This window comes from Sphingosinicellaceae bacterium, from assembly GCA_019285715.1.
Lineage (GTDB): Bacteria > Pseudomonadota > Alphaproteobacteria > Sphingomonadales > Sphingomonadaceae > Glacieibacterium.
Window position 1 is genome coordinate 618,096 of the sequence record CP079108.1, and the last position, 25,229, is coordinate 643,324.

General features: G+C 69.3%; 24 protein-coding genes. 19 read left to right on the forward strand and 5 right to left on the reverse strand.

Annotated features, from left to right (window positions below; genetic code table 11):
- Nucleotides 1-3 precede the first annotated feature (3 nt).
- A complete protein-coding gene (gene nadA, locus KX816_03015; protein ID QXQ07043.1) occupies nucleotides 4-999 on the forward strand; it encodes a quinolinate synthase NadA in 996 nt (331 codons plus the stop codon).
- A 176-nt stretch (nucleotides 1,000-1,175) separates the two neighbouring features.
- Here the strand turns inward: nadA and bla are convergent, their stop codons facing one another.
- Nucleotides 1,176-1,991, reverse strand: coding sequence for a class A beta-lactamase (gene bla, locus KX816_03020; protein QXQ08371.1), 816 nt, complete (start codon nucleotides 1,989-1,991; stop codon nucleotides 1,176-1,178).
- Between the two features lie 168 nt (nucleotides 1,992-2,159).
- Complete coding sequence (locus KX816_03025; protein QXQ07044.1) at nucleotides 2,160-3,053, reverse strand: SDR family oxidoreductase; 894 nt, start codon at nucleotides 3,051-3,053, stop codon at nucleotides 2,160-2,162.
- A 45-nt stretch (nucleotides 3,054-3,098) separates the two neighbouring features.
- On the opposite strand from KX816_03025, the gene KX816_03030 reads away from it, so the two are divergent.
- The gene (locus KX816_03030; GenBank protein ID QXQ07045.1) at nucleotides 3,099-3,314 is read left to right on the forward strand and encodes a sulfurtransferase TusA family protein; all 216 of its coding nucleotides are present in this window, start codon (nucleotides 3,099-3,101) and stop codon (nucleotides 3,312-3,314) included.
- On the opposite strand, the gene KX816_03035 is transcribed toward KX816_03030, so the two are convergent.
- The 3 genes from KX816_03035 to KX816_03045 form a co-directional block, all read right to left on the reverse strand.
- Complete coding sequence (locus tag KX816_03035) at nucleotides 3,311-3,724, reverse strand: response regulator (protein ID QXQ07046.1); 414 nt, start codon at nucleotides 3,722-3,724, stop codon at nucleotides 3,311-3,313. The two genes, KX816_03030 and KX816_03035, sit on opposite strands and share 4 nt — an antisense overlap.
- Nucleotides 3,725-3,798: 74 nt before the next feature.
- The gene (locus KX816_03040) at nucleotides 3,799-4,974 is read right to left on the reverse strand and encodes an acetyl-CoA C-acyltransferase (protein ID QXQ07047.1); all 1,176 of its coding nucleotides are present in this window, start codon (nucleotides 4,972-4,974) and stop codon (nucleotides 3,799-3,801) included.
- 306 nt (nucleotides 4,975-5,280) lie between these two features.
- Nucleotides 5,281-6,816 carry a hypothetical protein gene (locus KX816_03045; GenBank protein QXQ07048.1) on the reverse strand — a complete coding sequence of 512 codons (1,536 nt, stop codon included), beginning with the start codon at nucleotides 6,814-6,816 and terminating at the stop codon, nucleotides 5,281-5,283.
- 220 nt (nucleotides 6,817-7,036) lie between these two features.
- On the opposite strand from KX816_03045, the gene KX816_03050 reads away from it, so the two are divergent.
- The 17 genes from KX816_03050 (at nucleotide 7,037) to ftsA (ending at nucleotide 25,198) form a co-directional block, all read left to right on the forward strand.
- Nucleotides 7,037-8,023, forward strand: a complete 987-nt coding sequence (locus KX816_03050) for a cysteine synthase A (GenBank protein QXQ07049.1) — start codon at nucleotides 7,037-7,039, stop codon at nucleotides 8,021-8,023.
- A 121-nt stretch (nucleotides 8,024-8,144) separates the two neighbouring features.
- Complete coding sequence (locus tag KX816_03055) at nucleotides 8,145-8,375, forward strand: hypothetical protein (GenBank protein ID QXQ07050.1); 231 nt, start codon at nucleotides 8,145-8,147, stop codon at nucleotides 8,373-8,375.
- A gap of 253 nt (nucleotides 8,376-8,628) precedes the next feature.
- Complete coding sequence (locus tag KX816_03060; protein ID QXQ07051.1) at nucleotides 8,629-9,102, forward strand: hypothetical protein; 474 nt, start codon at nucleotides 8,629-8,631, stop codon at nucleotides 9,100-9,102.
- The gene (gene rsmH / locus KX816_03065) at nucleotides 9,099-10,058 is read left to right on the forward strand and encodes a 16S rRNA (cytosine(1402)-N(4))-methyltransferase RsmH (GenBank protein ID QXQ07052.1); all 960 of its coding nucleotides are present in this window, start codon (nucleotides 9,099-9,101) and stop codon (nucleotides 10,056-10,058) included. The genes KX816_03060 and rsmH overlap by 4 nt, the downstream gene beginning before the upstream one ends.
- Nucleotides 10,055-10,567 carry a hypothetical protein gene (locus KX816_03070; protein ID QXQ07053.1) on the forward strand — a complete coding sequence of 171 codons (513 nt, stop codon included), beginning with the start codon at nucleotides 10,055-10,057 and terminating at the stop codon, nucleotides 10,565-10,567. Before rsmH ends, KX816_03070 begins: the two co-directional genes overlap by 4 nt.
- Nucleotides 10,564-12,306, forward strand: a complete 1,743-nt coding sequence (locus KX816_03075; protein QXQ07054.1) for a penicillin-binding protein 2 — start codon at nucleotides 10,564-10,566, stop codon at nucleotides 12,304-12,306. The genes KX816_03070 and KX816_03075 overlap by 4 nt, the downstream gene beginning before the upstream one ends.
- A complete protein-coding gene (locus KX816_03080) occupies nucleotides 12,303-13,721 on the forward strand; it encodes a UDP-N-acetylmuramoyl-L-alanyl-D-glutamate--2,6-diaminopimelate ligase (protein QXQ07055.1) in 1,419 nt (472 codons plus the stop codon). Before KX816_03075 ends, KX816_03080 begins: the two co-directional genes overlap by 4 nt.
- Nucleotides 13,718-15,100: a UDP-N-acetylmuramoyl-tripeptide--D-alanyl-D-alanine ligase gene (locus tag KX816_03085; protein ID QXQ07056.1), complete on the forward strand. Its 1,383-nt coding sequence runs from the start codon at nucleotides 13,718-13,720 to the stop codon at nucleotides 15,098-15,100. The genes KX816_03080 and KX816_03085 overlap by 4 nt, the downstream gene beginning before the upstream one ends.
- Nucleotides 15,097-16,173: a phospho-N-acetylmuramoyl-pentapeptide-transferase gene (gene mraY / locus KX816_03090; protein QXQ07057.1), complete on the forward strand. Its 1,077-nt coding sequence runs from the start codon at nucleotides 15,097-15,099 to the stop codon at nucleotides 16,171-16,173. Before KX816_03085 ends, mraY begins: the two co-directional genes overlap by 4 nt.
- Entirely contained in the window at nucleotides 16,170-17,495 is a 1,326-nt protein-coding gene (murD, locus tag KX816_03095) for a UDP-N-acetylmuramoyl-L-alanine--D-glutamate ligase (GenBank protein ID QXQ07058.1), read from the forward strand. Before mraY ends, murD begins: the two co-directional genes overlap by 4 nt.
- Nucleotides 17,492-18,649, forward strand: a complete 1,158-nt coding sequence (locus KX816_03100; protein ID QXQ07059.1) for a putative lipid II flippase FtsW — start codon at nucleotides 17,492-17,494, stop codon at nucleotides 18,647-18,649. The genes murD and KX816_03100 overlap by 4 nt, the downstream gene beginning before the upstream one ends.
- A complete protein-coding gene (gene murG, locus KX816_03105; protein QXQ07060.1) occupies nucleotides 18,646-19,719 on the forward strand; it encodes an undecaprenyldiphospho-muramoylpentapeptide beta-N-acetylglucosaminyltransferase in 1,074 nt (357 codons plus the stop codon). The genes KX816_03100 and murG overlap by 4 nt, the downstream gene beginning before the upstream one ends.
- Nucleotides 19,716-21,179 (forward strand): UDP-N-acetylmuramate--L-alanine ligase, encoded by a 1,464-nt coding sequence (gene murC, locus KX816_03110; GenBank protein QXQ07061.1) that lies wholly within the window; start codon nucleotides 19,716-19,718, stop codon nucleotides 21,177-21,179. The genes murG and murC overlap by 4 nt, the downstream gene beginning before the upstream one ends.
- Nucleotides 21,179-22,114, forward strand: a complete 936-nt coding sequence (murB, locus tag KX816_03115; protein QXQ08372.1) for a UDP-N-acetylmuramate dehydrogenase — start codon at nucleotides 21,179-21,181, stop codon at nucleotides 22,112-22,114. The genes murC and murB overlap by 1 nt, the downstream gene beginning before the upstream one ends.
- The gene (locus KX816_03120) at nucleotides 22,111-23,022 is read left to right on the forward strand and encodes a D-alanine--D-alanine ligase (GenBank protein QXQ07062.1); all 912 of its coding nucleotides are present in this window, start codon (nucleotides 22,111-22,113) and stop codon (nucleotides 23,020-23,022) included. Before murB ends, KX816_03120 begins: the two co-directional genes overlap by 4 nt.
- A complete protein-coding gene (locus tag KX816_03125) occupies nucleotides 23,019-23,915 on the forward strand; it encodes an FtsQ-type POTRA domain-containing protein (protein QXQ07063.1) in 897 nt (298 codons plus the stop codon). Before KX816_03120 ends, KX816_03125 begins: the two co-directional genes overlap by 4 nt.
- Nucleotides 23,915-25,198, forward strand: a complete 1,284-nt coding sequence (ftsA, locus tag KX816_03130) for a cell division protein FtsA (protein ID QXQ07064.1) — start codon at nucleotides 23,915-23,917, stop codon at nucleotides 25,196-25,198. Before KX816_03125 ends, ftsA begins: the two co-directional genes overlap by 1 nt.
- The last annotated feature ends 31 nt before the right edge of the window (nucleotides 25,199-25,229 follow it).

The window sequence follows — 25,229 nt, forward strand, 5'->3', positions numbered from 1 at the left end:
CTCATGGACGCACGTATCGCACTGCTCGGCGGTAACCCGACTGGCCTCGACCTCCGCTCGGAGATCGAGCGACTGCGGAAGGACAAGAACGCCGTCATCCTGGCGCATTATTACCAGGACCCGGTGCTGCAGGATCTCGCGGACTTCGTCGGTGACAGCCTCGACCTGAGCCGCAAGGCGGCGGCGACCGACGCCGACGTCATCGCGTTTTGCGGCGTGCGCTTCATGGCCGAGGTTGCAAAGATCCTCAGCCCGCAGAAGACCGTGGTGCTGCCCGACATGGCGGCGGGGTGCAGCCTCGAGGATTCGTGCCCGCCCGACGAGTTCGGCGCGTTCCGGAACGCCCACCCGGACCACATCAGCCTGACCTACATCAACTGCTCGGCGGCGGTGAAGGCGCACAGCGACATCATCGTGACCTCGTCGTCGGCGGAGAAGATCATCGCCCAGCTGCCCGCCGACCAGAAGATCATCTTCGCCCCGGACAAGCATCTCGGCGCGTACCTGAACCGCAAGACCGGGCGCGACATGCTGCTGTGGGACGGCAGCTGCATCGTCCACGAGGCGTTCTCGGAGACCGAGCTGCTCAAGCTGATCGCGCTCAATCCCGGCGCGCCGGTCGCCGCGCATCCCGAGTGCCCGGGCTATATTCTCGACCACGCGGACTTCGTCGGGTCGACGACGGCGATCCTCGAATGGTCGATCAAGTCGCCGGCGCAGGTGATCATCGTCGCCACCGAGGCGAACATCATCCACCAGATGCAGCTCAAGGCGCCGCACAAGCTGTTCATTGGAGCGCCGGGTGCGGACGGCAACTGCAACTGTAACATGTGCCCGTACATGGCGCTGAACACGCTCGAGAAGCTGTACCTGTGCCTGCGCGACCTCAAGCCGGAAATCATCGTACCCGAGGCGATCCGGGTCCGCGCCAAGCTGCCGCTCGACCGCATGCTGGAGATGGCGAGCGCGGTGAGCTCGGTGCCGGTAAAGGGCGACTAGGCGGGCGCCGCAAGTGTCCCTAGTCGGTGGAAAGGCGACCGTCCGCTCTCGGGGAGGGGGAGGCGCCTAGCCGACGTTGCCGGTGGGCTACCGCCTTTTCCTAAAACGATCGAGACTGTTGAAAAGGCCCGACGCCTTGCCCCGATCGTCTTGGTCAGGATGTCAGGCAATACTATCTATCGCTGCCAGTCTACGATGATCCTTCCTACCTCCCTTATCACGGCTTCCTGCGCTGCCAGTTCCATGGCGGGCGCTGCGTAATAGGCAGCGATCAAAAGTAGTGAGCGGCCAGGCCGGCGGGCGAAAGCATAGTCGTTACAGATGCCATCGCCGGTACCGGTGCGATCGCCGGATTCCCATTTCGCTGGAAAGGCGGCTCGCAGCCGGGAGCGGCCGACTTTGTTGCTTGCCATCCACGCTTCCCATTGACGGCGCTCCGGCTCGGGCAAAATGGGGCCGGCCAAGATGCGACGGATCGTCGACGTGACCGCAGCGGGAGTGGTGGTGTCGGCCGGAAAAGGCGCCGTTGCCAGCTGCGGGCCTTCATAATTGTCGACGCGGGTAGTTCGATCGCCGATGCTCCGCAGATAGGCCGTTACCGCCAAGGGTCCGCCCATCCGCCGCATGAGAAGATTGGCGGCGGCATTGTCGCTAGTCGCCATAGTAGCTGCGCACAGTTCACCGACCGTCATCGTGCCGGCGGCAACATGCTCCGTCGTGACGGGTGAAGCGTTCAGAAGATCGGCCGGGCTGTAGCGGACTGGCGCGTCAAGCCGGTCACGACCCGTTGCCACCTGGTGCAGCATCATGGCCGTAAGCAGACCCTTGAAACTGCTTTGAAGTTTGAACCGCTCGCCTGCTCGGTGCGCCACAAAATGGCCGCTTGAAAGGTCGATGGCATATACACCGAGACGACCGCCATGAAGGCGCTCCAGTTCGGCAAAGGGATTTGCAGGTACGACGGCAACCGCTGGTAGCGCGGATGTCAGCATGCCCGCGGCGAGACCAGACAACACCGTCCTCCGGCCAATTTCATCTACCTTCAAGGATCGCTCCCCTACATTCTACGAACACGTGGCGGGACCACCGCTTTGGCGAGGGTTTGCGGATCGCCAGGCTGAGCGTCCGAGATTGGGGCGCCGCCCGCCGTCACCGACCTTCTAAGCCGTTCGCTCCCCGCGATCCTTGGCGTTGGTCGCCTGGATCGACTGCTTGATCGTGCTCCAGTCGTCCTTGTCGAGAGCGCTGAGGCTGTGGAAGTTGCCGCCCGAAGCCAGCCATTGCCCGCCGTCGATGGGGATGACGGCGCCGGTGAGGTAGTCGCACTGGCCGCTCAGAAGGAACACCGCGAGGTTGTTGAGCTCGTGGTAGTCGCCCATGCGGCGCAGCGGGATGCTGTCGGAGCCGGTGCCGGCACCGGTCTTCTTGGCGAGCGGCGCGGGCATCAGGCGCTCCCACGCACCCTTCGTCGGGAAGGGGCCGGGCGCGATGGCGTTGGCGCGGATGCCCTTGGGACCCCACTCCTGCGCGAGGCTCATCGTCATCGCGGCGACGCCGGCCTTCGACATCGCGCTCGGTACAGTGAAGGGGCCACCGGTCCACACCCAGGTCGTGACAATCGAGACGATCGAGCCCTTGAGGCCGCCCTCGATCCAGCGCTTGCCGGCCGCGACCGTGGTGTTGAAGGTGCCGGCAGCGACGATGCTGGCGATGGCGTTGAAGGCGTTGGGCGACAGGTCCTCGGTGGGCGAGATGAAGTTGCCCGCGGCGTTGTTGACGAGCCCCGTCAGCGGCCCGGCGTCGAACACCGTCTGCATCGCCTCGTCTATGGCCGCGCCGTTACGGATGTCGACTGCCATCGGGGTGCAGGTGCCGCCCGTCGCCTCGCGCATCTCCTTCGCGGCAGTCTCGAGCACAGCGCCGCGGCGGCCCCAGATCACGACTTCCGCACCCAGCGTCATGAACGCCTCCGCCATGCCGCGGCCGAGGCCAGTCCCGCCACCGGTGATCAGGATCTTCTGCCCCTTGAGCAGGCCTTCGGCGAACATCTGCATGCGTCTCTCCCCATAGTCTTTCAGGCCATGCTAGGGGAGGCGGCGATGCCCGGCCAGCCTGTCATAAGTGTCGACGCCCGAGGTCTCCGATGTCCTTGGCCAGCGCTGCGGCTGGCGCGGGCGGTGCGCGAGGCCGGGCCGGGCGCGACCATCGAGCTGGTCGCAGACGACCCGGCCGCGGTCGCCGAGGTCACGGCGCTGGCGGCAGAGCGCGGTTGGCGGCTCGAGGCCAACCCGCCGCACTTCGTCGTCAGAGCCTAGGCGGCGAGTTCGACCAGCGTGTTGAGCATCGCGCGGATCGGGATCGGCTTGTCGAAGCGCGGCGCGGCGGCATAGGGCTCGGGCACGGCCTCGGCTCCCATCGCGTTGGCGCTGGCGAACACGTAGGGCACCCGGCGCTTGCGCAAAGCCTCGGCGACCGGCCAGACCTTCTCGCCAAGCAAGTTGATGTCGAGGACGGCGACGTCGATCGGCTCATTGTCGGCCAGCGCGAGGGCCTCCTCGACCGAGAACGCCGGACCGACGACCTTCGCGCCTGCGACCTCGACTTCGGCGGCAATGGTGATCGCGACGAGAACCTCATCCTCGACAACGAGTACGCGGCGGCCGGTCAGGTTGACGCCGCGCGCCGCTGACCAGACATCGTGAACAGGATCGATCTCGTTCGTCACTTTGAAACTCTCTAAAGCAGCCCCTCTAACGCCAAACCAACGACTTAGGCGCTAGTTCCGGCCGACCGCGGCTGTCACGCGACAATCTCGAACGCCATCGCCGTGGCTTCCCCGCCGCCGATGCACAGGCTCGCGATCCCAAGGCTGCCCCCGGTGCGGCGGAGGCCGTGAAGCAGGGTCACCAGGATGCGCGCCCCGCTCGCGCCGATCGGGTGGCCGAGCGCGCAGGCTCCGCCGCTGATGTTGATGCGGGCCTCGTCGATGCCGAGGTCGCGCGACGCCGCCATCGGAACAACCGCGAACGCCTCGTTGATTTCCCACAGGTCGATGTCGGCGACCGCCAGCCCGGTGCGCTCGAGCAGCTTCCGGATCGCCGGCCCCGGCGCGGTGGCAAACTGCGATGGTGCCTGGGCGTGGCCGGCGTGGCCGCGGATGCGCGCCAGCGGAGTGAGGCCATGCGCCTTCGCGGTGCTTTCGCGCATCATGATGAGGGCTGCCGCGCCGTCGCTGATCGACGAGGCGTTGGCGGCGGTGACGGTGCCGTCCTTGGCGAAGGCGGGCTTCAGCGTCGGGATCTTGTCGAGGCGGGCCTTGCCGGGCTGCTCGTCGTGGACCATTTCGCCGGCCTTGGTGGCAACGCCGACGACCTCGGCATCGAAGCGGCCATCGGCAATGGCGGACTGCGCGCGAGTGGTGGAGCGGATCGCCCACTCGTCCTGCGCGGCGCGGCTGAACTGGTAGTCGCGGGCGCAATCCTCGGCAAAGCTGCCCATCAGGCGGCCGGGCTCGTAGGCGTCCTCGAGGCCGTCGAGGAACATCGAATCCTTGATCTCGCCGTGGCCCATGCGGAAGCCGCCGCGCGCCTTGGGCAGCAGGTAGGGCGCGTTGGTCATGCTCTCCATGCCCCCGGCGATGATTATGTCGGCCGACCCGGCGGCGAGCGCATCGTGCGCGTCCATCGCCGCCTGCATGCCGCTGCCGCACATCTTGTTGACCGTCACCGACGCCACGGACTGCGGCAGCCCGGCGCCGAGCATCGCCTGCCGCGCCGGGGCCTGGCCCTGGCCCGCGCCGAGCACGCAGCCCATGATGCCGCGGTCGATCGCCTCGCCCGGCAGGCCGGTATCGGCGAGGGCGGCGCGTACCGCCGCGCTGCCGAGCTGGCTCGCGGTCAGGCCGGCAAGCGCGCCCTGGAAACCGCCCATCGGGGTACGGCGGGCAGCGACGATGACGATCGGGTCGGCGGACATTTCATTCAACTCCCAGGGGCCTCGACGTGGTTTTCTGTGCAAATGGTAGGAACAGGACGCTTAGAACATATAATTCGGGTCATATCATTTGCATGGGGAACGATCGTCGGCGCTGCCGTTGCGCCGGCCAGACCTGTCATTCCGGCGCACGCCGGAACCCAGTTGCCCCCGGCGCTCCGAGTTAAGAGCGCGTGATGTAGCTGGGTTCCGGCGTTTGCCGGACTGACAAGTTTGAAAGTTCGTCAAGGCTCGTCCTCGCGGCTGTAGTTCGGCGACTAATGTACCATATCGGTTCCAAAACGTCAATCAGCGGCTCTTGTCGAGCGCCGCGAACGGGTGCTGGCCGCCCTGGTTGTCGGACCAGCCGCTGACCCCGCGCCCGACCAGGGCCCAGCGCACCGGTACGAACAGCGGGATCATCGGCGTGTCGGACAGCATCGCGGTCTCGGCATGGGCGAAGGCGGCGGCGCGGGCGTCGTCGTCGGCCATGCCGCGGGCGCTGTCGATGAGGGCGTCAGCGCCCGGGTTGCAGTAGGCACCACCGCTGCCGGCGCAGGTCAGAGGGCGCAGGAAGAACAGCGGCTGGCCCGCCGGGGCGACGCGCTCCACCAGCGCCAGCGTGAAGTCGCCGCGCGCAAGGGCAACGCGCTGCGCGGCGGTCGAACGCGCCACCGCGGTCGCCACGACCCCGAGCGGCGCCCAGTCGCGGGCCGCCGCGGCCACCACCTGCAGATGCTCGGGCCCGGGCGGCACGCTGATCGTCAGGTGAAGCGGGTTCGCCGGGCCGTAGCCCGCAGCGCCGAGCAACTGGGCCGCGAGCGCGCGCCGCGCGCCGAGGTCGAGGCTCGCCCAGTCGGGCACCGGCGCGCCGCCGCTGTCGCCGGCACTGCCGCTCCCCGCATCGGGCGGCACCAGCGAGACCAGGGGGATGACCGCGGGCAGGTTGAAGACGCCCCGGACCAGCGCGTCGCGGTCGATCGCCATTGCCAGCGCGCGGCGGACGCGCGGGTCGACCAGCGGGCCGCTGCGCAAGTTGGCGGCATAGCCATAGACGCCCCAGGTCGGCTCGATGCGCAGGCTGCCGCGCGGCGCGAGGGCGCGGGCCTGCACCAGCCCGGCGATGCCGTCGCCGATGACGAGGTCGGTATCGCCGCGGAGGAAGCGCGCGACGGCATTGGTCGCATCCGGCGCGGCGGTCAGCACGACCTTGCCGAGGCGCGTGTCGGCGGCGTCGAAATAGCGCGTGTTGCGGACCAGCCCGAGCGGGCGGGTGCCCGGGTCGGGCAGGGTGAACGCGCCGATGGCGGGCGGCCGACTCTCGCCGCGCACGATGGCGGCCTGAGGCAACGCGAGCAGCGCCAGCATCCCGGCATCGGGGGTCGAAAGGCGCACCTCGACGACGTCGTCCAGCGGCGCATTGACGCCGAGCAGCGACGCGGGCGCCTGCCCGGTCATTACTGCGGGGGCGTTGTCGATGCCCGCGAACAGCGCCTTGAGCGGGTTGTTGCTGCTGGGGGCGACGATGCGCCGGAACACCTGCACCACATCGCCGGCCTTGAGGACGCGCCCGTCGGACCACTTGGCGTCGCGCAGGCGGAAGATCAGGCTGCGCCCCTGGTCGACGACCCGCCAACTTGCCGCCAGGCCCGGCACGACCTGGCCCTTGTCGTCGAACTGGACCAACCCGAGCTGGGTCGACGCGGTCAGCGCCAGGCGGGGCGGCGACGACGGATCCGACAGGTCGCCGACGACGTCCGCGCGCAGGGTCGCCGTGCGGTCGCTGCCGCCGGAGCCGCAGCCGGCGAGGACGAGGGCGATGGCAAGGGGCCGGATGAGCCGCATGAACCGGGGATAGGGTAGCGGCTCCGCATTGTCATCCCGGCGAACGCCGGGACCCAGTTGCCTCCGAGGCTCCGAGCGCGGAAGGAAGCTGGGTCCCGGCGTTCGCCGGGATGACAACACGGAGTAGGGTCGTGGGCGACGCGCCGGACCCGCCCCCACCTTCGACCTTCCCAAGCATCGCTTGCTTGTGAGCCGGGCGCGCCGCCACTAAGTCCGCTCCATGACCGTGCCCCCCGACGTCACCGCCCTGATCGGCAACACCCCGCTCGTCAATCTCCGCGGCCCGAGCGAGGCGAGCGGTGCGACCATTCTCGGCAAGTGCGAGTTCCTCAATCCCGGCGGGTCGGTCAAGGACCGCGCGGCGCTGTACATCATCGAGGACGCGGAGGCGCGCGGCGTGCTCGCGCCTGGCGGTACCATCGTCGAGGGCACCGCGGGCAACACCGGCATCGGGCTCGCCGTCGTTGCCAATGCGCGCGGCTACAAGACCATCATCGTGATGCCCGACACCCAGAGCCAGGAGAAGCAGGATACGCTGCGGGCGCTCGGGGCCGAGCTGGTGCTGGTGCCGGCGGCGAAATACTCGTCGCCCTACCATTATGTGCACACCTCGCGGCGGCTGGCAGAGGAGATGCCGGGCGCGGTGTGGGCCAACCAGTTCGACAACACCGCCAATCGCCTCGCGCATATCAAGACCACGTCGCTGGAGATCTGGGCGCAGACCGAGGGGCTGGTGAACGGCTTCACCTGCGCGGTCGGGACGGGCGGTACTTTGGCGGGCGTCGGCCTCGGGCTGAAGGCGCAGCGGGCGGACATCTGCATCGCGCTGACCGACCCCGAGGGTGCGGCGCTGTTCGACTATTACGACCATGGCGAGCTTACCGGCACGGGCTCGTCGGTGTCGGAGGGCATCGGGCAGAGCCGCATCACCGGCAATCTCGAAGGCTTCACCCCCGACACCCAGTTCCGGGTTCCCGACAGCGAGGGCCTGCCGTGGGTCCACCGGCTGCTGGCGGAGGAGGGGCTGTGCCTCGGCTTGTCGTCGGGGATCAACGTCGCGGGCGCGGTCCGGCTGGGGCGACATCTCGGCCCCGGCAGCACCGTCGTGACGATCCTTTGCGACAGCGGACTGCGGTACCTGTCGACCCTGTTCGACCCGGCCTGGTGCGCGGCCAAGGGCATCGCTGCACCGCCCTGGCGCGTTTAGGCCGCCTTATCGCTTTTTGGCCACGGCTCGACATAATCGCGAGGAGTGACTATCTTGTCACAATAGAAAGCCTGGACGAGACCTTGGGGGCAGGGTCCCGGATGCGGGTCGGTGAGGGTCAATGCAACGCGTTCGCGCCGGACTTACGGGTCTGGCAGCAATCTTCCTGATGGTCCTTATCGCTGCGGCGGGGCTACGCCCGGCCCGGCAGGTCGCGCATGCTGCGGGCCGCAGCGAGACTTTGGCCGTGCTCGGCGTCGCGCCGGGATCGAACGGCGAGGCCGACCGCAAGCTGGCCGTCGAGCCAGTGACCCGACCGCGGGTAACGATTCGTAAACCGGTAGCGCGTTAAGTCTACACAGACTTATCCACAGCTTTAATTGCAGGAGAATGAAAGAAGAACGGGCCTGTTCCGAGCGGCTATGCTTTAACTCGCTCCATCGAAAACCGTCCGAAATGGCGGCTGTGCCCAAGATTTCCCATTGAGGCCCAACCCAGCCCATGATACCTGCTTGTCCACAGAAGTGGTGGCGGGTTTTCTTCCCATTCGGATTGTTGCGGCTTGTCCGTGACTTGAAGGGAGGCCCTGCCAGGCGAGGGGATCGGTGGCGGGGGAACAATATCTTGGCTTTGCGCTGAATGCGGTCGACGCGAAGTTGCGCGTGTCGGTCCCGACGGCGTTTCGCGAGATCGTTGCCGCGCGTTCGGTCGAGCGCGAGCTGATCCTCGGCCCCTCCGAGTACGACGACTGCCTGGTCGCCTACGACCCGACCCACGGCGACGCGCTGCGCGCCGAAATCGAGACCCGCTATGCCGGCAATTACTCGCGTGAGCGCAGCGTCGCGCTGCGCCGGGCGTTCGGCAACACCACCCGCCTCAAGATCGACGAGGCCCACCGCATCACCCTGACGCCGACGCTGAAGGACCTGCTGGGTCTCGAGCGGTTCGTCTATTTCCTCGGTGCGGGCGAGTATTTCGAGCTGTGGAACCCGCGCACGCTGCTCGGGGTGCCGGACCTCGATCCGTCGACGGCGCGCATCCTGCGCCGCGAACTCGAAGCGCGCGGCGAAGCGGCATGAGCCACGTTCCCGTCCTCCTCGACGAAGTCATGGCCGCGCTCGCGCTGTCGGACGGCGCACTCTACGTCGACGGCACGTTCGGTGCGGGTGGCTACACACGCGCGGCGCTGGAGCAGGGCGCGACGGCCTATGCCTTCGACCGCGACCCGACCGCGATCGCCGGCGGGGCCGCGATGACCGCCGGGTACGGTGACCGCCTGACCCTGATCGAGGCGCGTTTCGCCGTCATGGACCGCGAGCTCGCCGACCGCGGCATCGATGCGGTCGACGCCATCGCGCTCGATATCGGCGTCTCGTCGATGCAGATCGACCAGCCCGAGCGCGGCTTCTCGTTCATGTCGGACGGTCCGCTCGACATGCGGATGGGCGGCGATGGGATGACCGCCGCCGACTTCATCAACTCGGCCGACGAGGCGACCATCGCCGACGTCATCTACAACCTCGGCGACGAGCCCAAGGCGCGGCGCATCGCGCGCGCCATCGTCGCCGACCGCCCGCTGACCCGGACGTCGGAGCTGGCGCGGCTGGTGCGCAGCGTCTGCGGCCCGCAGCCCGGTGGCAAGGACCCGTCGACGCGCACCTTCCAGGCGCTCCGCATCCACATCAACGACGAGCTCGGCGAACTCGATGCCGGGCTGCTCGCCGCCGAGCGCCTGCTGCGCCCCGGCGGGCGGCTTGCGGTGGTCAGTTTCCACAGCCTCGAGGACCGCGCGGTCAAGTCGTTCCTGCGCGAGCGTTCGGGCGGCACCCCCGCCGGTTCGCGCCACGCACCCCCGGCGCTCGCCGGCCGCCCCCCGAGCTTCGCACGTCCCGCCAAGGCCGTGCGCGCCTCGGATGCCGAGACCCGCCGCAATCCTCGCGCACGGTCGGCGACCCTGCGCGCCGCCGTTCGCACCGCCGCCCCCGCCTGGGGCCACGATTCAAGTCACGATACGCTGAGTAGGAGTGCCGCATGATCCGCTTTGGTTCACTGATCTGGGGTGGCGCGACGCTCGCCATCATGCTCGGCTGCTACACGGTGTCGCTGAAGGCATCCGGTGAGCGCAAGGCGGTCACCGACCTGCGCCGCGAGATCGCCAGCAACGAGCGCGGCATCCGCACCTTGCAGGTCGAGTTCCGGACCCGCGCCCGGCTGCCCGAGCTGGCGCGCTGGAACGAGCAGGTATTCGGGCTGCAGGCGGCGACCGCGCAGCAACTGGTCAATGATCCCGTCAAGCTGGCGAACTTCGAGGCGCCGCGTCCGGCCGCCCCGGCTCCGCAACTTGCCATCGCCGCAGCACCCGCTCCCGCCGCCGCGCCGCTCCAGACGGTCGCCTACACGCCGGCACCGACCCCGGCGCACACAACCGCGTCGCGCCTGACCACGGTCGCCAGCTACGTCGCCGCCGCAAGTGACGCCCTGCCGAGCGCCCCGGGTACCGCGACCCTGCAGCAGGTCGCCCTGCGCCGCGTCGCGCTGCGGTGAATGCCGGCGTTGCCACCGCCAGCGCATTGACGCGGCTGCCGCCGCGGCCGGTGGCGCTTGCCGGGCGGCGACAGACCGCCTTCGCCCAGGCGCGGTCGCGCCTGGTGATCGGCGGCATGCTGTTCATCGCGCTGATCGCGGTGCTGTGCCTGCGCCTTGTCGACCTCGCGGTGCTCCACGCCGCGCCCGCCAGCGACAACGCCTCGTCCCTGCTGCTACCGGCGCGCGGCGACATCGTCGACCGTAACGGCGTCGAGCTGGCGCGGAGCTTCGATGCCTTCGCGATCACCGTCGAGCCGCGCAAGCTGATCACCGACCGGCACGCCCTCGCGCACCGTCTCGCCGCGATCCTGACCGAGCGCACCGAGGCCGAAATCTATGCGGAGCTGAGCAGCCCCAAGGCCTTCCGCTACGTCGCGCGCCGGGTGCTGCCGTGGCAGGCGAAGGCGATCAACGACCTCGGCGACCCCGGCCTGGCGCTGCGCCGCGAGCCGCAGCGCCTGTATCCGGACCTCGATCTCGGTGCCCACGCGATCGGCTACACCGCCGAGGGCAAGGACCGCAGCTACGGCATGTCGGGCATGGAACGCGTCCTCGACAAGCGCCTGACCGATCCCGCGACGCGCGGGATGCCGGTCGCGCTGGCGATGGATAGCCGCGTCCAGCAGGCGCTCGAGTCCGAACTCGGCGCGGCGATGGTCAAGTTCCGGGCGATCGGCGCGGCCGGCCTGATCTTGGACGTCCACACCGGCGAGGTCGTCGCGATGGCGTCGTTGCCGACCTTCAACCCCAACGCGCCCGGCCACGACAGCAACGATGCGCGCTTCAACCGCACGACGGTCGGCGTCTACGAGCTCGGCTCGACCTTCAAGGCACTGACCATCGCGATGGCGTTGGACTCGGGCGTCATCACCTCGATGAGCCAGACCTTCGACGCGCGCGCCCCGATCACCATCGGCGGCCACACCATCCACGACGACCGCGGCCATGAGCTGCGCAAGTTTGCGACGACGCCGGAGATCTTCATCCACTCGTCGAACATCGGCACGGCGCGGATCGCGTCGCAACTCGGCGGCGAGCGCCAGCGCGCCTATCTCGACCAGCTCGGGTTCTTCAAGAAGGTCGACGTCGAGCTGTTCGAGAAGGGCCGCCCGATCTATCCGCCGGTCAGCAACTGGGGCGAGGCGGCGGTGATGACGGTCGGCTTTGGCCACGGCGTCTCGGTGTCACCTCTCCACCTCGCGACGGCCTATGCGGCGTTGGCCAACGGCGGCATCCTCCACCCCGCGACGATGCTCAAGGTCCAGCCCGGCCAGCCGGTCCCGGGCCACCGCGTCTTCACCGAGGCGACCACCGCCAAGCTGCGTGCGCTGTTCCGCCTTGTCGTCACCAACGGCACCGGGCGCAAGGCGAACGCGCAGGGCTACCGCGTCGGCGGCAAGACCGGCACCGCGGAAAAGGTCGTCAACGGCCACTACGCGCACAACCAATTGGTCTCGACCTTCGCCGGGGCCTTCCCGATGGACGCGCCGCGCTATGTCGTGCTGGCGATGCTCGACGAGCCGCACGGCAATGCCGAAACCGGCGGCTTCGCGACCGCCGGCATGGTCTCGGCGCCGATCATCGAGAAGCTCGTGACCCGCATCGGCCCGATGCTCGGCGTCCAGCCCGACGATAGCAAAGACATCGACATCGGCGGGCTGCTTGGCCTGATTACGGACAAGCAGGCGGACGAGTGAGGCTCGCGGCGCTGGTCCCGGGGGCTCCGGACGCCGACGTCACCGGGTTCGCGCTCGACCACCGGAAGGTCGCGCCGGGAACGGTGTTCGGGGCGTTCACGGGCACGAAGTTCAACGGCGAGGATTTCATCGCGGGCGCGGTCGCGAGCGGCGCGGTGGCGGTCGTGGCACGGCCCGGGGCGAGCGTCGTCGGGGCCTGGCACGTCGCCGACCCGGAGCCGCGGCGGGCGTTCGCGCGGCTGGCGGCCAAGTTCTTCGCGCCGTTCCCCGCCACCACCGTCGCGGTTACCGGCACCAACGGCAAGACCAGCACCACCGAACTGCTGCGCCAATTGTGGCTGATGGCCGGGCACAATGCCGCGAGCATCGGCACGCTCGGCGTCACCACCGCGCACGACCGCGTCACCACCGGCCTGACGACGCCCGACGTGGTGACCTTCCTCGCCAACATGGCGGGCCTGCAGCGCGAGGGCGTGACCCACGCGGCGTTCGAGGCGTCGAGCCACGGCCTCGCCCAGTTCCGCACCGAGGGGCTGCCGGTCAGCGCCGCCGGATTCACCAATTTGAGCCGCGACCACCTCGACTATCACCTGACGATGGAGGCGTATTTCGCCGCCAAACTGCGGCTGTTTACCGAGGTCGTGGACAGCGCCGGAACTGCAGTCGTCTGGGCCGATGACGGCGACTGGAGCGCGCGGGTGATCGCGGCGGCGACAGCGCGTGGCCTCAAGGTGATGACGGTCGGGGAGGGCGGGGAAGCTCTCAAGCTGGTGTCGCGCACGCCGACGCAGCTCGGGCAGACGCTGGTCGTCGAGGCGGCGGGCAAGACCTTCAAGATCGAGCTGCCGCTGATCGGTGCCTACCAGGCGGCGAACACGCTCGTCGCGGCCGGCCTGTGCATCGCGACCGGTGGCGACGTTGCGACAACGTTGGCGAACTGCGCGCGCCTGCAGCCGGTGCGCGGCCGCCTCGAGCGCGCCGTCATCGCCCGCAGCGGCGCACCGGTCTATGTCGACTACGCCCACACGCCCGACGCGGTCGAGGCCGCGATCGCCGCGCTCCGCCCGCACACACGCGACCGCCTGATCGTCGTGCTCGGCGCGGGCGGCGACCGCGATACCGGAAAGCGCCCCGAGATGGGCGCGGTCGCGGTGCGCGACGCCGACCGGGTCATCGTCACCGACGACAACCCGCGCTCCGAGGACCCCGCCAGCATCCGCGCCGCGATCCTGGCGGCAGCCCCCGGCGCGACCGAGATCGGCGACCGGCGCTCGGCGATTGCGGCGGCGCTTGCCGAAAGCGGCCCCGGCGACGTCGTGCTGATCGCCGGCAAGGGCCACGAGCAGGGGCAGATCGTCGGCGACCGGGTGCTGCCCTTCGACGACATCCAGGTCGCGCGCGAGTGCGCGGCATGACGGGCCCGATGCGAGCGTTGTGGACCAGCGCGGAGATCGCCGAGGCCACCGCCGGCACCGTCCACGGTGACTTCGACGTCGATGCGGTGACGTTTGACTCGCGCGAAATCATCGGCGGCGAGTTGTTCGTCGCGCTCAAGGGCGAGGCCACCGACGGTCACAAGTTCATCGAGCAGGCGAAGCTGCGCGGCGCGCGCGGCTTCCTCGTCTCCGAGCCGGTCGACGCGCCTCACGTGCTGGTCGCCGACACCACCGCAGCCCTCGAAGCGCTCGGGCGTTCGGCCCGCGCGCGCATGTCCGGCAAGGTCATCGGGGTCACCGGCAGCGCTGGCAAGACCGGGGTCAAGACCGCCATCGCCGCGAGCCTCGAGCGCTTTGCCCCCGACCGCGTCCACGCCTCGGTCAAGAGCTACAACAATCACGTCGGCGTACCGCTGAGCCTGGCGCGGATGCCCGCTGCGTCGCGCTTCGGGGTGTTCGAGATGGGCATGAACCACGCCGGCGAGCTCCACGCCCTGACCGCGCAGGTCCGGCCCCACGTCGCGGTCGTCACCACCATCGCCCCTGCCCACATCGAGTTCTTCGGCAGCGAGGAAGCCATCGCGGACGCCAAGGGCGAGATCTTCGCTGGACTCGAGGACGGTGGGACCGCGGTCATCCCCTACGGCAGCCCGCACCGCGACCGCCTGATCGGACACGCCCGTCCGTTCGCGGCGACCATCGTCACCTTCGGCCTCGACAGCGCGGCCGACGTCCACCCGCTCGACTATGCGCTGCTCCCCGACCTGACGACGTGCACCGCGCAGGTCGGCGACGAGCGCCTGACCTTCAAGATCGGCATGGCCGGCAAGCACTGGCTCGAGAACGCGCTCGGCGTGCTGGCGGTGGTGCAGGCGGTCGGCGGCGACCTCGCGCTGGCGGGCCTTGCGCTCGCGGAGATGTCCGGCCTGCCGGGGCGCGGGCAGCGCTTCCGCACCGCCGCCGGGGTCATCGTCATCGACGAGAGCTACAACGCCAATCCTGCCTCGATGGCGGCCGCACTCGCGGTGCTGGGCGACGCCGTACCCGTCGGCAAAGGCCGCCGCATCGCGCTGCTCGGCGAGATGCGCGAGCTTGGCGCACAGGGTTCGGACTTCCACGCCGGCCTCGCGCCGATGATCGTCGCGGCGGGCGTGACGCGCGCGATCCTGGTCGGCCCGGCGATGGCGCCACTTGCCGACGCGCTCAGGCGGCAACTCGGCGTGCGCCATGTCGACAGCGCCGCGCAGGTTCGCGATAGCCTCGACCTCGCCCCCGACGACGTCTTGCTCGTCAAGGGCTCGAACGGTGTCGGCCTCGGTGCCGTCGTCACGGCACTGCGCGAGGAAGACCGTCCATGATCTACGCCCTCGCCCGCTATTTCGAATTCGAGGGCGTGCTCAACCTGTTCCGCTACCTGACGTTCCGCAGCGGCGCGGCGGTGGCGACGGCGCTGTTCATCGCATTGCTGATCGGGCCGCGCTTCATCGCCTTGCTGCGCACCCGGCAGGGCAAGGAGGGCCAGCCGATCCGCGAGGACGGGCCCGCCTCGCACCTGCTGACCAAGCGCGGCACGCCGACGATGGGCGGCCTGATGATCCTGATCGCGATGACGATCTCGACGCTGATCTGGATGGACTTCAACAACGGCTTCACCTGGGCCTGCCTCGGCGTGACGCTCGGTTTCGGCGCGATCGGCTTCATGGACGACTACGACAAGGTCACGAAGCGCAGCAACAAGGGCATCTCCGGCCGCACCCGCCTGCTGATCGAGTTCTTCGTCGCCGGCCTCGCGGTGACGTGGATCGCCAGCAAGACCGGCACGACCCTGTACCTGCCGTTCCTCAAGGACGCGGGTATCCCGCTCGGCCTCGGCTACATCCTGTTCGGCGCGTTCATCATCGCCGGCTTCGGCAACGCGGTGAACCTGACCGACGGCCTCGACGGGCTGGCGACGATGCCGGTGATCATCGCCGCGCTGACCTTCGGCGTGATCGCCTACCTCGCGGGCAACATCCGGTTTTCCGACTACCTCGGCATCCATCACGTCCCCGGATCGGGCGAGCTCGCGGTGTTCGCGGCCGCGATGATCGGGGCGTGCCTCGGCTTCCTCTGGTACAACGCACCGCCCGCAGCGGTGTTCATGGGCGACACCGGCAGCCTCGCGCTCGGCGGCGCGCTGGGGTCGATCGCGGTCGTCACCAACCACGAGATCGTGCTGGTCCTGATCGGCGGGCTGTTCGTGCTGGAGACGGTCAGCGTCATCGTCCAGGTCGTGAGCTTCAAGACCACCGGCAAGCGCGTCTTCCGCATGGCCCCGCTCCACCACCATTTCGAGCACCTCGGCTGGAGCGAGTCGACGGTCGTCATCCGCTTCTGGATCGTCTCGATCGTGCTGGCGCTCGCCGGCCTCGCGACGCTCAAGCTGCGGTGATCACGGCGAAAATCTTCGCGGGGAAGACCTACGGCGTCTACGGGCTGGCGCGCACCGGCACGTCGGTCGTCGCCGCGTTGACCGCGAGCGGCGCGACGGTGCTGGCGTGGGACGACGGCGAGGCGGCGCGGACGGCGTTCGGCGGCGCGACCACCGACCTACACCAGGCCGACCTCCGCACCCTCGATGCGCTGATCGTCTCGCCCGGCGTCCCGCACGCAGCCCCGCTGTTCGTCAAGGCGACCGCGGCGAAGATCCCGGTTATCGGCGATATCGAGCTGTTCGCGCTCGCCCGGCCCGAGTTGCCGCCGCACAAGGTTGTCGGCATCACCGGTACCAACGGCAAGTCGACGACGACGGCGTTGATCCACCACATTCTCGAGCAGGCGGGCGTCCCGACGACGATGGGCGGCAACATCGGCCTGCCGATCCTGTCGCAGGAGGCGCTGCCCGAGGGCGGCGTCTATGTCCTCGAACTGTCCAGCTTCCAGCTCGACCTGACCTTCAGCCTGGTCAGCGAGGTCGCGGTGCTGCTCAACATTACCCCCGACCACCTCGATCGCCACGGCACCGTCGAGGCCTATGCGGCCGCCAAGGCACGGCTGTTCGCGATGCAGGTGCCGGAGGACGACGCGGTCATCGCGATGGACGACAGGCTGGCGTGCAACATCGCCGAGATGGTCGTCGCGCACCTCGTGCCGGCGTCGGCCAGCCGGATCGTCGAGGAGGGCGTCAGCGTCGGTGGCGGTGTTGCGTATGTCGACGGGCTGGCGATCGGGCGGCAGTCCGACTGGCCCGACCTGCAGGGGCCGCACAACGCCCAGAACGCCGCCGCCGCGATTGCCGCCTGCCGCTCGCTCGGGCTGGACAACGACGTCATCCTCAGCGGCCTCGCCAGCTACAAGGGCTTGCCGCACCGCATGGAGCGCGTTGCCACCGTCAGCGGCGTCACGTACGTCAACGACAGCAAGGCGACCAACCCGACCTCCACGGCACCGGCACTGGCCGCTTATCCGCACATCCACTGGATCGCCGGTGGCCGCGCCAAGACCGACGAGCTCGACGCCTGCGCGCCGTTCTTCGGGCATGTCCGCGCCGCCTACCTGATCGGGGAAGCGATGCCGGTGTTTGCCGGCGTGCTCGAGGGCCAGGTGCCCGTCGTGCAGGCTGGGACACTTGCCGAGGCGGTCGCGCAGGCGCACCGGGCTGCGGTATCGGGCGAGGTCGTGCTGCTGTCGCCGGCGTGCGCGTCTTACGACCAGTTCAAGGATTACGAGGCACGCGGCGACGCGTTCCGGGCGCTTGTCGGGGGGCTTGAATGAAGGCGTTGTCGCGTAACGACCGGAGCGCGGTCGGTCACTGGTTCTGGACCATCGACAAGTTGCTGCTGACCCTCGTCATGCTGCTGATCGGTGCCGGGCTCATCGCTGTCGCCGCCGCCTCGCCCGCCGCCGCGCACCGCTATTCGGGCGGCAACGTCCACGTCGGCGACCTGTTCTATCTGAAGCGCCAGATAATGTGGGTGCTGGCCGGCGTGCCGCTGATGCTCGGCGTCTCGATCCTGCCGATCGCCTGGGCGAAGCGTGTCGCGATCGCGCTGACGGTGGTGTTCCTCGCCTGCCTGTTTGCGGTGCCGCTGGTCGGAGCCGAGGTCAACGGCGCGGTGCGCTGGATCGCGCTGCCCGGCTTCCAGTTCCAGCCTTCGGAGTTCCTGAAGCCGGTCTTCATCGTGACCACGGCGTGGCTGCTCGGCCTGCGCTTCGACGACCGCTCGGTACCGACGATGCAGCTGTCGTTCGGGCTCCTGGTGATCATCGCCGCCTTGCTGGTGAAGCAGCCCGACTTCGGCCAGACGGCGCTGTTTGGAGCGGTATGGCTGACCCAGGCAATCCTCGCGGGCATGAGCATCTGGGTCGTCGGCGGCTCGGTCGCAGCGGGCGCGGTGGGGCTGGCGCTGAGCTATGAATTCGTCCCCCACGTCACCGAGCGCATCGACAAGTTCCTGACCGGCGGCGGCGACACCTACCAGATCGACCGGGCGCTCGACTGCTTCAAGGCGGGAGGCTTGTTCGGCGCTGGCCCCGGTGAGGGCGTCATGAAGTTCAAGCTGCCCGAGCCGCACACCGACTACATCTTCTCGGTGATCGGCGAGGAGTTCGGCGCTGTCGCCTGCGCGCTCGTCGCGGTGCTGTACCTCGCGATCGTGCTGAGGGTGCTGCTCCAACTGCTCGACGAGGAGGAGCCGTTCATTTTCCTCGCCGCCTCCGGTCTCGCGGTCCAGTTCGGGCTGCAGGCAGCGATCAACATGAGCGTCAACCTCAAGCTGATGCCGTCGAAGGGCATGACCCTGCCGTTCGTCAGCCACGGCGGCTCGTCGTTCCTGGCGTTGTCGCTCGGCATGGGGCTGTTGCTGGCGCTGACCCGGCGCAACCGCTTCCTCAAGCACTCACCTTATGTCGGGGTCCGCACCGCATGAGCCACTACGTCGTCGCGGCGGGCGGGACCGGGGGCCACATGGTCCCCGCGTCCGTCGTCGCGCACGAACTGATCAAGCGCGGCCACCGGGTGACGCTGCTGACCGACGCGCGCGGGCTGCGCTTTCCCGGGCTGTTCACCGGCGTCACCAGCCGCATCATCGAGTCCGCGGTGCTCAGCCTGCGTACACCGCTGAAGTCGCTGCGCGCGATCTGGCGCGGGCGGGCTGACGCGATGAAGTTCCTGAAGGCCGAGCATGTCGCGGCAGTCATCGGCTTTGGCGGCTACCCGTCGTTGCCGCCGCTGCTCGCTGCCTCGGCGCTCAAGATCCCGACCATCCTCCACGAGCAAAACGCCGTGTTCGGACGCACCAACCGCTTCCTCGCCGGCCGCGCGACCCGCATCGCCACGAGCTTCGCGGGCACGCGGCGGCTACCGGCGAAATACGACGCCAAGACCGTGCTGACCGGCCTGCCGGTGCGCGACGCGGTCCGCGCGATCGGCGAGGCACCGCCGTCCGAGGGTCTGATCAACCTGCTGATCATCGGCGGTAGCCAGGGCGCTTCGATCCTGTCGCGGGTCGTCCCTGCCGCGATCGCCGAGCTCCCCGCCGACCTCCGCGCGCGCCTGCTGGTCATCCAGCAATGCCGCGAGGAGGATCTCGCCATCGTCCGCGCCAGGTACACCGACCTTGGGGTTGCCGCCGAGTGCGCGAGCTACTTTGCCGACCTGCCCGCGCGCCTTGCTGCCGCCAGCTTGGTGGTCTCACGCTCGGGTGCGTCGACGATGGCCGAGCTTGCCGCGGCCGGCCGCCCCGCGATCCTCGTGCCTTTCGCGGCGGCGATGGACGACCACCAGACCGCCAATGCCGCGGAATTCGTGCGCGCCGGCGCCGGTCCGATGCTTTCGGAGAAGGATTTCACCCCCGCGAACGTCGCCGCGGCAATTGTTTCGCTTACGGCGACGCCTGACTCTCTACAAAAAGCCGCGCATGCGGCTAAGAGCGTCGGTCGCCCCGATGCGGGGGCGGCGGTCGCCACTCTCGCGATCCAGCTTGGGGCAGCGGCATGACCGGCATCGGCACGGAAATCGGGACGATTCACTTCGTCGGCATCGGCGGCATCGGCATGTCCGGCATCGCCGAGGTGATGTGCAACCTCGGCTACAAGGTCCAGGGCTCCGACGTCGCGGAGGGCTATGTCGTCGCCCACCTGCGCGACAAGGGCATCGAGGTGATGATCGGCCACAGCGCCGACAACCTCAAGAACGCCGCCGTCGTCGTCACCTCGACCGCGATCAAGCGCACCAACCCCGAAGTCGCCGCCGCGCTGGAAAAGCGCATCCCGGTCGTGCGCCGTGCCGAGATGCTGGCCGAGCTGATGCGCCTCAAGTCGACGGTCGCGGTCGCCGGCACCCACGGCAAGACGACGACCACCTCGATGGTCGCGGCGCTGCTCGATGCGGGCGGCCTCGACCCGACGGTGATCAACGGCGGCATCATCAACACCTACGGCTCCAACGCACGCCTCGGTGCGGGCGACTGGATGGTCGTCGAGGCGGACGAGAGCGACGGCTCGTTCCTGCGCCTCGCCGGCACCATTGGCGTCGTCACCAACATCGACCCGGAGCACCTCGACCACTGGGGCAGCTTCGAGCGCGTCCGCGACGCCTTCGCCGAGTTCGTCGAGCACGTGCCGTTCTACGGCGCCGGCGTGCTGTGCATCGACCACCCCGAGGTCCAGGCGCTGCTGCCGCGCGTCTCCGACCGGCGGATCGTCACTTATGGGTTCAGCGCGCAGGCCGACGTGCGCGGCGAGAACGTCGTGCCGGTGCCGGGCGGCAACCGCTTCGACGCGCTGATCCGCGGCCGCGACGGCGAGCGCCGGATCACCGACCTGATGCTGCCGATGCCCGGCCGCCACAACGTCCAGAACGCTCTCGCCGCGGTCGCGGTGGCGCTCGAGCTCAAGCTGTCCGACGACGCGATCCGCAGCGGCTTCGCCAACTTCGGCGGGGTCAAGCGGCGCTTCACCCATGTCGGCGAAGTCGACGGAATCACCGTCATCGACGACTACGGCCACCATCCGGTCGAGATCAAGGCCGTGCTCGCCGCCGCTCGCGAAGGCGCGCAAGGCAGGGTACTCGCGGTCGTCCAGCCGCACCGCTTCACCCGCCTGCGCGACCTGATGGCCGAGTTCCAGACCGCCTTCAACGACGCCGACGGCGTGTGGGTCGCACCGGTCTATACCGCTGGCGAAACCCCGATCGAGGGCGTCGATGCGGAGGCGCTGGCGACAGGCCTCAAGCGCGCCGGTCATCGCCTGATCTTCACCACCGACAGCGCCGCCATGCTCGCCGAACAGATGGCCGAGGAGGCCAAGCCCGGCGATATGATCGTCTGCCTCGGCGCGGGCGACATCACCAAGTGGGCCGCGGGCCTCGCCGATGGCATCCGCGCCGCTCGCCTTCCCTCCCCCCTCGAGGGGGAGGGACAGGTTGCGTCTTCGCAAGCAGGGAGAGGGGCCGCGTGATCGCCACCGCACCCCCTCTCCCTGGTCGCCAAGCGGCGACCGGTCCCTCCCCCTCGAGGGGGGAGGGAAGGCGCGGCCGGCTGACCGCCGATGCACCGCTGGCGCCGCTGATCTGGTTCAAGACCGGCGGCGCGGCGGAGACGCTGTTCGAGCCGGCCGATGCCGACGATCTTGCGGCGTTCGTCGCCGATCTCCCGGCCGAAACCGCAGTGCTGCCGCTCGGCCTTGGCTCGAACCTGATCGTGCGCGACGGCGGCGTCGACGGCGTGACCGTCCGGCTCGGCAAGGCGATGGCGCAGATTTCGGTCGAGGGTGACCTCGTCCGTGCCGGGGGCGGTGCTCCGGGCATTTCGGTCGCGTCGGCGGCTCGTGACGCGAGCCTCGCAGGCCTCGAGTTCCTGCGCGGTATCCCCGGCACCGCCGGCGGCGCGGTGCGGATGAATGCCGGCGCCTACGGCCGCGACGTGTCCGACATTCTCGTTGAGGCCACTGTCGTCCGCGGCTCGGGCGCGGTCGAGACCTTGCCCGCCAGCGCGTTCGGTTTCAGCTATCGCCACTCGGCGCTGCCACAGGGCGACATCGTCGTCGAGGCGGTGTTCCGCGGGCTCCCCGGCGACAAGTCGACCATCGCCGCCGAGATGGACCGCATCGCCGCCGAACGCGAAGCGTCGCAGCCACTGCGGTCGCGCACCGGCGGCTCGACCTTCAAGAACCCGCCCGGGCACAAGGCGTGGCAGCTCGTCGACGCGGCCGGCTGCCGGGGCTTGCAGGTCGGCGGCGCGCAGGTCAGCGAGAAGCACACCAACTTCCTGATCAACACCGGCGACGCGACCAGCGCCGACATCGAGGCGCTCGGTGACGAGGTCCGCCGCCGGGTTCTGGCTCACTCCGGTGTCGAGCTCGAATGGGAAATCGAGCGGGTGGGGCGCGCATGAAGGTCGCGGTCCTCATGGGCGGCTGGTCCGCCGAGCGCGAGGTTTCGCTGACCTCCGGGCGTGGCATCGCGGCGGCGCTCGAACGCCTCGGCCACGACGTTACCGCGATCGACATGGGCCACGACGTCGCCCAGCGCCTTACCGAGGCCGCGCCCGACGTGGTCTTCAACGCGCTCCACGGCACGCCCGGCGAAGACGGTTCTGTGCAGGGCCTGCTCGACCTGATGGGGTTCAAGTACACCCACTCCGGGTTGCGGACGTCGGCGATCGCGATCGACAAGGTGTTGACCAAGCTGGTGCTGGTGCCGCTCGGGATCCGGATGCCCGGCGGACACATCGTCAGCAGCGCCAGCCTCCACGACGGCGACCCGCTGCCGCGCCCGTACGTGCTCAAGCCGGTCAACGAGGGCTCGTCGGTCGGCGTCGCCATCGTCACCGACCAGTCGAACTACGGCAATCCTATCGGCCGCGACGTCGAGGGGCCGTGGCGGCACTTCGACGAGTTGCTCGCCGAGCCGTTCATCGCCGGGCGCGAGTTGACCGTCGCGGTCCTCGACGGCGAGGCGCTTGCCGTCACCGAGCTTAACCCGACGCAAGGCTTCTACGACTATGACGCCAAGTACACCGACGGCCTGACCGTTCACACCTGCCCGGCGGAACTACCCGCCGGCATCGAGGCGGCAGCGTTGAAGATGGCCCTCGATGCACACGTCGCGCTGGGCTGCCGGGGTACCTCGCGGTCGGATTTCCGCTTCGATCCGGCGCAGGGCGTCGACGGATTGTACCTGCTCGAGGTCAATACCCAGCCCGGCATGACCTCGCTCAGCCTCGTGCCCGAACAGGCGAAACATTGCGGCATCAGCTACGACGACCTCGTCGGACGCATCCTCGCGAGCGCGCTCGCATGACCCGCACCGTCCAGCGTCGCGGCCAGGCCCAGAAGCGCCCCGCCCGCAAGGCCGTGCGCCCGCCGCCGCCGAAACTGACGACGCTGCCGGTGGCGCCGGGACGTTTCTACCGCACTGTCGGGACCACTTTTGGGGTGCTCTTCGTGCTCGCGGTCGGGGTCGGGGCGACGGCGCTCGGCGTCCCCCAGCGCTGGTGGCAGAAGGGCGCGGTCGCCGCTGCGGATGCCGGCTTCGAGGTTCGTCATGTCGAGGTGAGCGGGCTCAACCATCTTGGCAAGCTGCCGGTCTATACCGCGGCGCTCGATGGGTCGACCAACTCGATGCTGCTTGTCGACCTCGAGAAGTCGCGCCAGCGGCTGCTCGCGCTGCCATGGGTTGCCGATGCCAGCGTCGGCCGGCGGCTGCCGGACACGCTGATCGTCGACATCGTCGAGCGGCGGCCCGCGGCGCTGTGGCAGTATCAGCATCATGTTTCCGCCATCGACCGTAGCGGCCAGCCGCTGACCGACGAGGGCCTGGAGCGCTTCGGCAAATTGCCCCTCGTCGTCGGTCCGGAAGCCAACCAGCGTGCCAACGAGATCCTCGGGCGCCTCGACCAGCATCCGGCGCTGGCGAAGCAGGTGAAGGCGGCGATCCTCGTCGGCGGCCGTCGCTGGGACCTGCAGCTGCGCACCGGCGAGACGATGGCGCTGCCCGAAGGCGATGCCGCCAGCGAGCGCGCGCTGACCCAGTTCGCGGCGCTCGACAAGGCGCACGGCCTGATCGACCGTGGCTTCACGCGCTTCGACCTGCGCACGCCGAACAAGCTGACCTTGCGTGGCCCGGGCGTCGGCACCGCGCTGGCCGCCGCCGCCAAGGACCGCAAGTCCGACAAGAAGTCGTTCGTGACCTGATGGCCAAGCCGGTCTCCAAATCCGTTGCACGCGTCGTCCGCGGCGAGCGCACCGTCGCGGTCCTCGACGTCGGCACGTCGAAGGTCGCAGCCCTCATCGCCATGGTCGGCGGCGACGGCGCGCCCCGCGTCATTGGCGTCGGGCAGCGCTTCTGCCAGGGGCTGCGACGCGGGCTGGTCGCCGACATGGAGCGCACCGAGGCGGCGATCCGCGCCGCGATGGACCAGGCCGAGCGCAACGCCGGCGTCCAGGTCGAGGAAGCCTTCGTCAACCTGTCCGCGGGCGGCCTCGACAGCCACGTCACCGCGGTCGAGATCGACATCGGCGGCCACCGCATCGCGCAGGAGGACATGAACCGCCTGATGATCGAGGGCCGCGCCCGCATCGAGCCGGGCGCGCGCTCGGTGCTGCACGCGGCCCCCGCCCTCTTCGCCATCGACGGGCACGGGGTCGAGCAGCCCTTCGGCTTCCATGCCGACCGGCTCGGCATGGACATCCACGTCGTTACGGCTGACACGCCGCCGATCCGCAACCTCGACCTTGCGGTCCGGAGCGCCCACCTCGGCGTCAAGACCATGGTCGCCTCGCCGGTCGCCGCGAGCTACGCCTGCCTGGTCAAGGAGGAGCGCGACCTCGGCGTCGCGCTTGTCGAGATCGGCGCGGGCGTGACCAATATCGCGGTCCACATGATGGGCCAGTTGATCGGCGTTGCGACGGTGCCGATGGGCGCGGGCGACATCACCAACGACATCGCCTCCGCCTTCGCCACCAAGCGGGTCCACGCCGAGCGGCTCAAGGTCCTGTATGGCGCGGCGATCACCAGCCCCAAGGACAACCACGAGGCGATCGAGATCCTGCCGATCAGCGACGACGACAATGCCGAGCCGCGGCGGGTACCGACTGCACAGATGATCGGCGTCATCCGCCACCGCCTCGATGCGCTGTTCGGCGAGATCGCCAAGGCGCTGGTCGAACTCGGCTATACCGGGCCACAAGCACGGCAGGTCGTGTTGACCGGCGGCGGCGCCGAGCTGCGCGCCATTTCCGACTTCGCGCAGGGCGCGCTCGGGCGGTCGGTCCGGCTCGGGCGGCCGCGCGGGCTGACGGCGCTGCCGGAGGCGCAATCGGGCTGCGCCTTCGCGACGCTGGCGGGCCTCGCGCTGTTCGCCGCCGCCGACGTCCAGGACCTCTACCATTCCCGCTCGGGCAAACCGGTCGCCGGACCGGTCAGTCAGGGCAATGGATGGGGTGGAATGTTCAAGAAACTCAAAAGCAGCATTTGATGCCGGACCACCGGTAATGGTATGTGACGTG